Raw genomic sequence first — 8,065 nt, forward strand, 5'->3', positions numbered from 1 at the left:
CTATCAGACTCTTTCGTGTCCGATTTCCTCGGTGCCTTTCCGGTTCCCGCTCCGGCCTTTCGGCTTTCGCGTTTCCCTTTCCGGCGGTTCCGACTCTACCAGATCCTTTCGGGCCTGATTCCCAGTCAGCGGGGCTTGTCTTCCGGGCTGTTGGGCCGTTCTGACGTCCCAAACTCTAGCGGGTTTCCCCGGCGACTCATAATCGAGCCGTGGAATTGAATTCGGGCATGCCGAAATCGTTCCCGGTGGGGTGTCGTGCAGAGTTTGTTTTGCCGCGTTTCAGCGGCGGGAGTGGCTGTCGCAGAACCGTTACGGCTCCGTGGCAACCCGAAGAACTTTACGGATCCGGTGGGCGACTGTCAAACGCCCGAGGTCGGGTGCTCAGGCAGCGCTCAATCCAGGTCGGTGAGGCGTCCGCCCGCGTCCGGCTGGGCGTCCTCGACCCTGCGCAGCAGACGCGTCAGTACTTCCCCGAGGGCGCCGCGCTCCTCCTGTGACAGGTCCTGGAGGAGGTCCTCCTCGAAGACCGTGGCCAGGCGCATCGCCTCCAGCCACTTCTCGCGGCCCTCCGCGGTGATCTCGACGATCACCCGTACGCGGTTGGACTCGTCGCGGTCCCGGGTCACCAGACCTTCCGCGACCATGCGGTCGATGCGGTGGGTCATGGCAGCCGGCGTGAGGCCCAGGCGCTTGGCGAGCTCGCCGGGTCCCAGTTGGTAGGGAGCGCCGGAGAGCACGAGGGCCTTGAGCACCTCCCACTCGGCGTTGCTGATGCCGAGGGTCGCGGTCTGCCGCCCGTAGGCGACGCTCATCCGCCGGTTGAGGCGGCCGAGGGCCGAGACGATCTGCTCGACCTGGGGGTCGAGGTCCTGGAACTCCCGCTGGTAGGCGGCGATCTGCTCTTCGAGAGTCGGCTCAGTGGGGCCGGGAGTGTCACCCATGGCCCGCAGTATGGCACGGCCCTACTTGGCGTTGAAGTTCTTCGGTGTGTATTGTTTAGTCTCTAACTTTAGCTTCGAAGTCTTCATGTCGAAGACCTCACTACCAAGGCAGGTGAAAGTGACCAGGGCGATGGGCGCAGCGATGCGCCGTATTCAGGTCGGCAGCGCGCTCAGCGCGTTCGGCGTCGGGTTCACGGTTCCGTTCCTCTACGTCTACGTGGCGCAGGTGCGGGATCTGGGGGCCAGTACGGCGGGCATCGTGCTCGCCGCGTTTGCCATGGCCGCGCTGATCGTCCTGCCCGTCACCGGGCGCATCATCGACCGTCGCGGCCCGCTCCCCGTACTGATGGGAGCGGCACTGACCGCCTCGGCAGGCGCCCTCGCCCTGGGCTTCGCCAACAGTGAGCCCACCGCGATCGTCTCGGCGGCCCTCCTCGGTGCGGGCACCGCGGTGATGCAGCCGGCGCTCGCCACGATGATCGTCTGGTGCTCGACGCCCGCCACGCGCACGCGCGCTTTCGCGATGCAGTTCTTCCTGCAGAACCTGGGCCTCGGCATCGGCGGGCTCTTCGGCGGCCAGATCGTCGACGAGCACGACCCGGGCAGCTTCATCACGCTGTTCTCCATCGAGGCCGTGATGTTCCTGGTGCTCGCCGCGATCGCCGTCACCGTGCGGCTTCCGCACGCGCCGTCCATCCAGGACGCCGTCCCCACGGACGGGACCACTCCGCAGAACGGTCTGCGTGCGCTCCTGCGGCACAAGGCGATGGTGCAGCTGTGCGTGCTCGGCTTCGTGCTGTTCTTTGCCTGCTACGGCCAGTTCGAGTCGGGTCTCTCCGCGTACGGCGTGGAGGCGGCCGGGATCTCGCCGTCGACGCTGGGCATCGCGCTCGCCGCCAACACGGCCATGATCGTCGTTGCCCAGTTCGCCGTCCTGAAGTTCGTCGAGCGGCGCAAGCGGTCCCGGGTGATCGCCGCCGTCGGTCTCATCTGGGCCGTCGCCTGGCTCGCCGCTGGGTACGCCGGGCTCGGGCACGGCAGCCAGGCCATGGCTACCGCCGCGTTCATCTCCACGTACGCGCTCTTCGGGCTCGGTGAGGCGATGCTGTCGCCGACCGTCGCGCCGCTGGTCGCCGATCTGGCTCCGGCCGGGATGGTCGGTCAGTACAACTCGGCGTTCGCCCTGGTGAAGCAGCTGGCGCTGGCGGTCGGTCCCGCGGTCGGCGGCCCGATGGGGGCCGCGCTGCACGGGCCGTACATCGTGACGTTCCTGCTGTTCTCGCTGGGCATCACGGTGCTCGCGGTGCGCCTGGGGCGGCGGCTCACTCCGCTGCAGAACCAGCCGTACGTGGCCAAGAGCCGGGTGGTGGCGCAGGGCACCCCGGAGCCCGTACCGGCCAACTCCTAGAGCGCTGCCGGGCCGCTACGCGCGCGGGAGGGCGAATTCGCACCAGACCGCCTTGCCGCCGCCCGGCGTGCGCCGCGAGCCCCAGTTCGAGGCGATCGTGGCGACGATGGCGATCCCGCGCCCGGCCTCGTCCGCGGCCTTGGCACGGCGGCGCCTCGGCAGGTGGTCGTCGCCGTCCGTCACCTCGATGATCAGGCGGCGGTCCGTACGGCGCAGGCGCAGGCGCATCGGCGGGGTGCCGTGCTGGAGGGAGTTGGCGACCAGTTCGCTGGCGGCGAGGACTCCCAGGTCGTGCAGTTCGGGAGGGAAGCGCCAGCTGGCGAGGACGCCGGTCGCGAAGGCACGCGCGCGTGGCGCCGCTTCCACGCCGCCGAGCAGCTCAAGGGCGGCGTTGCGGAACAGCTCGGCGTCCAGGCCCTTGCGTGCGGGGTGCTGGATGACGAGCACCGCCACGTCGTCGTCGTGGTCGGCGGTCACGCCCAGGGCGCGGATCAGGCGGTCGCACACCACCTGGGGCGTGCCGGTGGCGCCGGCGAGGGCGCGCTCCAGGGCGGCGACGCCTTCGTCGATGTCCTCGCTGCGCCGCTCGACCAGGCCGTCCGTGTAGAGGACGGCGGTCGAGCCGGGGCCCAGCGGGACCGTGCCCGAGGTGTGCAGCCAGCCGCCGGTGCCGAGCGGCGGCCCTGTGGGCTCCTCCGCGCGGTGGATCGTGCCGCCCTCGTCCCGTACGAGGATGGGCAGGTGCCCGGCGGAGGCGTACGTCAGGCTGCCTTCGTTCGGGTCGTGCACGGCGTAGACCATCGTGGCGATCTGGCTGGCGTCGATCTCGGCGGCGAGGCCGTCCAGGAGTTGCAGGACCTCGTGCGGGGGCAGGTCCAGGCGGGCATAGGCGCGCACGGCCGTGCGGAGCTGGCCCATGACGGCCGCCGCGCGGACGCCGCGGCCCATGACGTCGCCGATGACCAGGGCGGTGCGGCCGCCGCCGAGCGTGATCACGTCGTACCAGTCGCCGCCGACCGCGGTTTCCGTGCCGCCCGGCTGGTACGTGGCGGCGATGCGCAGATCGTCCGGCTGTTCCAGTTCCTGCGGGAGCAGTGAGCGTTGCAGGGTGACGGCCGTCTCGCGCTGGCTGCGCTCGCTGGCCCGCAGCCGCTCGGCGGCCTCCGCGTGGTCGGTGACGTCGGCGGCGAAGACGAGGATGCCGTCGTCCTTGGGCCGCGCGTCGGTGTCGCTCACGGGGAGCGTCACGGGGGTGCAGGTGAAGGTGTACGAACGGCCGCTCGCCGCCTTGCGGGACTTGACCGTGCGCGGTTTCGAGCTGCGCAGGACCTGGTCCATGAGGGGCAGCAGGCCGAGCTCTTCGAGCTCGGGCAGCGCGGCGCGGGCGGGCTCGCCCACGGGGCGCTCGCCGAACGCGTTGGCGTACGCGTCGTTGACGTACGCGATGCGGTGCTCGGGGCCGTGCACCAGGGCGACGAGGGCCGGGATGCGGTCGAGCACCTCGCGGGTCGGCAGTTCGTCGACGCCGGCGGCGGCCGGGACGAGCGTCGTGCCCTCCTGGCCTTCTTCGGCGCGGGCCGCAGGGACGGAGCTTTCGGCTCGCTGTGGCGGGGAAATCCCCAGGTCGGTGCGCGCCGCGGCGCGGCGCTGCGTTCCGGGGAGCCGGGCGCTCCAGCGCGTGAAGTTCACTGCGGTAGGCCTCGTGATATCGCTTCTGGATCGGGCGGGGATTTCCGGCGGTCCTGGCCCGCCCATGGTCACACGAACAGTCTGGCCGACCGGACTGACATCCGTCAGACGCCGGTGTCACACGGGGAGTTCCTGTCTCCGGTCAGGAGGACTCCTTCGGGCTTCTGCCCCCGGCCGCGAGTTCGAACTCCGCACGCGGGTGCTCGAGCGACCCCAGGGACACGATCTCGCGTTTGAACAGGCCGGACAGGATCCATTCGGAGAGCACGCGGGACTTGCGGTTGACGGTGGGCACACGGCTGAGGTGGTAGACGCGGTGCATGAACCAGGCAGGGTAGCCCTTCAACTTCCTCCCGTAGACATGCGCGACGCCTTTGTGCAGCCCCAGGGACGCCACCGAGCCCACGTATTTGTGCTCGTACTGCTTGAGGGGCTGTTCGCGCAGGGACGCCGCGATGTTGTCGCCGAGCGTCCTGGCCTGGCGTACCGCGTGCTGGGCGTTGGGGGCGCACTCCTTGCCGGGCTCGTCGGCCGTGACGTCGGGGACGGCCGCCGCGTCTCCCGCGCCCCACGCGTGCGTGACGCCCGCGACGGTCAGCTCGGCGGTGCAGTCCAGGCGGCCGCGTTCGTTCAGCGGCAGGTCGGTCGCGGCGAGCACCGGATGCGGTTTGACGCCCGCGGTCCACACGACCGTACGGGTGGGGAAGCGCGCGCCGTCGCTCAGTACGACGACGCGGTCCTCGCACGATTCGAGGCGCGTCTCCAGGCGTACGTCGATGTTGCGGCGCCGCAGCTCACTGACGGTGTACTTGCCCATCTCGGTGCCGACCTCGGGGAGGATCCGGCCGGTGGCCTCGACGAGGATCCACTTCATGTCCTCGGCCTTGACGTTGTGGTAGTACCGCGAGGCGTAGCGGGCCATGTCCTCCAGCTCGCCGAGCGCCTCGACACCGGCGTAGCCGCCGCCCACGAAGACGAAGGTCAGGGCCGCGTCGCGGATCGCAGGGTCGCGGGTCGACGAGGCGATGTCCATCTGTTCGATGACGTGGTTGCGCAGGCCGATGGCCTCCTCGACCGTCTTGAAGCCGATGCCGTGCTCGGCGAGGCCGGGGATCGGCAGGGTGCGCGCGACGGAGCCGGGGGCCATGACGATCTCGTCGTACGTGATCTCGACGGCGCCCGCGCCCTCGTCCGCGGTGGCGAGCGTGGTGAACGAGGCCGTGCGCTTGGCGTGGTCGACCGAGGCGATCTCGCCGATGACGATGCGGCATCTGTTCAGGACGCGGCGCAGCGGGACCACGACGTGGCGCGGCGAGATGGAGCCGGCCGCGGCTTCGGGCAGAAATGGCTGATAGGTCATGTACGGGTCGGGCGTCACCACCACGATCTCCGCTTCGCCCCGCGTCAGCTCCGGCTTCAGCTTCCGCTGGAGGCGCAGCGCGGTGTACATGCCGACGTATCCGCCGCCCACAACGAGAATGCGCACAGGTTCCTTCACCATCCCATGACGCACGCAGCTCTTGAGTTTGTCCACAGGCTGAGCAATTTGTGTGACCGGCCGCGGCTCGCGCCACGCCGCCGGGGCCGTGCCGGGGCGCGGGGAAGGTGCGCAGGTCAGCGGGGGGAAGAGGGGGAAAGCCGGGGGGTGCAATCGGGTCGGAATCGGTGCGTACTCCGATCGGGGGGAGCTCCGTGCGGAACCCACCTCTTCTGAATTGACTCTGCCTCAACTATGTTCGTGTGTCGTCGGGGTGTCGGGGGATGCGCTCGTCGGGTCCGGACAGGGCCCGGGAATCGGGCTCGCTCCTCACGCTCCGGTTGTCAATGGCGGGGAGTGTCTCCGGGGGGAGACGTCATTACCGGGGGAACGCGTATGCATATTCAGGAAACTCACTGGACTTCCGGCACAGCGTCGGCATCAGCCGTCGCCACCAGCGGGAACGGACGCGACATGGGGGACGGGCCGCGTTCGACGCCGCTGCGTGTGGACGCACAGCGCAATCTCGAGCACGTTCTTCGCGCGGCGCGCGAGGTCTTCGGCGAGCTGGGTTACGGCGCGCCGATGGAGGACGTCGCCCGGCGCGCACGCGTCGGCGTGGGCACGGTCTACCGCCGGTTCCCCAGCAAGGACGTGCTGGTGCGGCGCATAGCCGAGGAGGAGACCTCCCGGCTGACCGACCAGGCGCGTTCGGCGCTCGGGCAGGAGGACGAGCCGTGGTCGGCGCTCTCGCGCTTCCTGCGGACGTCCGTCGCATCGGGCGCGGGGCGGCTGCTTCCGCCGCAGGTGCTCCGGGTGGGCGTCGCCGACGAGGTCACGGGCGTACGGGAGGACGAGGCGCGCGTGCCGCAGCAGCGGCAGGCGGCGGTGGCCGCTCCCGATCTGCGGCTCGTCGAGCAGCGCCCGGCTCCGGCGGAGGAGCCGGTGCCGGTGCCGGACGACCCGGGCGCGGTCGCGCTCCTGGACGTCGTGGGGCGGCTCGTGGACCGGGCGCGTGCGGCGGGCGAGCTGCGCCCGGACGTGACCGTGGCGGACGTGCTCCTGGTGATAGCCACGGCTGCGCCCTCGCTGCCGGACGCGGCGCAGCAGGCGGCGGCTTCGTCGCGGCTGCTCGACATCCTGCTCGAGGGACTCCGCTCGCGTCCCACGGCCTGACTGCGGGGTCGGCTCAACCACCGGTGCACACGTGGCGGTTGAGCCTTCCCCGAATGGGTGAACGGTAGTGCTCTGAATCGGTAAGTCACCTCGGAAGAGTGGTTGACCGTCATCGCCGTCTGCCGGCGCGCGACCGTATGGCACGCTTTCCCGGATGGCCGGGTCTGAGTGTGCAAGCGGGGGCTTTCCGCGATGAGTGGTGACGGGCGGGACGAGTCGTCCGCCTCCTTGGGCGGGGAGGCCACCTCCTTGGGCGGGGAGGCCTCGGGGCTTCCTCATCGGCAGGTTCCGAGCCAGGGGGGTCCCGGTTCTGCGACCGGTCCCGCCGGTGCGGATCGCGGCGGTGCGGATCGCGGCGGTGCGGATCGCGGCGGTGCGGATCCCAGCGTTCCGCCGCAGCGGGAAGGCGGCCGGAGCGATGCCTCGGCGCCCCTCGCGTCCGCGGACGGCCCCTCGCCCGACAGCGACCTGATCTCGCGGATGCGGGCGGGCGACGACACCGCGTACGAGGAGCTGTACCGCAGGCACGCCGAAGCCGTCCGCCGGTACGCCCGCACCTGCTGCCGTGACGCGCACACCGCCGACGACCTCACGGCCGAGGTCTTCGCGCGGATGCTCCAGGCGGTCCGGGGCGGCAGCGGACCCGAGCACGCCGTGCGCGCATATCTGCTCACCACGGTGCGCCGCGTCGCCGCCGGGTGGACGAAGTCGGCGAAACGGGAGCAACTGGTCGAGGACTTCGCGGTGTTCGCGGCGCAGGCCGCGCGCACCTCCGAGGTCTCGGACGACGACACGCTCGACCTGGGCGCGGACGTGCGCGCGATGCACGAGGCCGAGCAGTCCATGGCCATGCAGGCGTTCCGGAGCCTCCCGGAGCGCTGGCAGGCCGTGCTGTGGCACACGGAGATCGAGGACGAGTCCCCGAGTGACGTCGCCACGCTCTTCGGGCTCGACGCCAACGGCACCCGGGTCCTCGCCAAGCGGGCCCGCGAGGGTCTCAAGGAGGCCTATCTCCAGGCCCATGTGAGCACCGCCCTCGCCGAGAACGAGGAGTGCGCGCGCTACGCGGACCGCCTCGGCGCCTACGCCCGCGGCAGTCTGCGCACCCGGGCCGAGCGCGGGCTGCGCAAGCACTTGGAGGAGTGCGCCAAGTGCCGCCTGGCCGCCGGCCAGATCAAGGAAGTCGCCAGCGGTATCCCCGGGGTCGTGCCGATCGCGGTCATCGGCTGGTTCGGTGCCGCCGGGTACGCGAAGGTGGCGGCGCTCGTCGGCGGTGGCGCCGCGGGTGCGGCGGGCGCCGGTGCGGCAGGGGCCGCGGCGGCGAGCGGCGGCTCGTCCGGCGGGGCCGCGGGCGGAGGCGCCGCTGCCGAGGGG

General features: G+C 71.0%; 6 protein-coding genes. 3 read left to right on the top strand and 3 right to left on the bottom strand.

The window, feature by feature from the left end:
* Nucleotides 1-392: 392 nt before the first annotated feature.
* A complete protein-coding gene (locus tag ACQKIP_RS33020) occupies nt 393-941 on the bottom strand; it encodes a MarR family winged helix-turn-helix transcriptional regulator (RefSeq protein ID WP_365861556.1) in 549 nt (182 codons plus the stop codon).
* A 130-nt stretch (nt 942-1,071) separates the two neighbouring features.
* On the opposite strand from ACQKIP_RS33020, the gene ACQKIP_RS33025 reads away from it, so the two are divergent.
* Nucleotides 1,072-2,349, top strand: coding sequence for an MDR family MFS transporter (locus ACQKIP_RS33025; RefSeq protein ID WP_365861555.1), 1,278 nt, complete (start codon nt 1,072-1,074; stop codon nt 2,347-2,349).
* 15 nt (nt 2,350-2,364) lie between these two features.
* On the opposite strand, the gene ACQKIP_RS33030 is transcribed toward ACQKIP_RS33025, so the two are convergent.
* Nucleotides 2,365-4,038 (bottom strand): ATP-binding SpoIIE family protein phosphatase, encoded by a 1,674-nt coding sequence (locus ACQKIP_RS33030; protein WP_365861554.1) that lies wholly within the window; start codon nt 4,036-4,038, stop codon nt 2,365-2,367.
* A 142-nt stretch (nt 4,039-4,180) separates the two neighbouring features.
* Nucleotides 4,181-5,539: an NAD(P)/FAD-dependent oxidoreductase gene (locus ACQKIP_RS33035; RefSeq protein ID WP_365861552.1), complete on the bottom strand. Its 1,359-nt coding sequence runs from the start codon at nt 5,537-5,539 to the stop codon at nt 4,181-4,183.
* Between the two features lie 372 nt (nt 5,540-5,911).
* On the opposite strand from ACQKIP_RS33035, the gene ACQKIP_RS33040 reads away from it, so the two are divergent.
* Together ACQKIP_RS33040 and ACQKIP_RS33045 are read left to right on the top strand one after the other, a co-directional pair.
* A complete protein-coding gene (locus ACQKIP_RS33040) occupies nt 5,912-6,691 on the top strand; it encodes a TetR/AcrR family transcriptional regulator (RefSeq protein ID WP_365861549.1) in 780 nt (259 codons plus the stop codon).
* 192 nt (nt 6,692-6,883) lie between these two features.
* Nucleotides 6,884-8,065, top strand: a 1,182-nt coding sequence (locus tag ACQKIP_RS33045) for a sigma-70 family RNA polymerase sigma factor (protein WP_427744999.1), incomplete at its 3' end; no start/stop codon positions are given.

Origin of the sequence: Streptomyces sp. NPDC059900 (assembly GCF_050270335.1) — a bacterium.
In the GTDB taxonomy this organism is placed as follows: Bacteria; Actinomycetota; Actinomycetes; order Streptomycetales; family Streptomycetaceae; genus Streptomyces.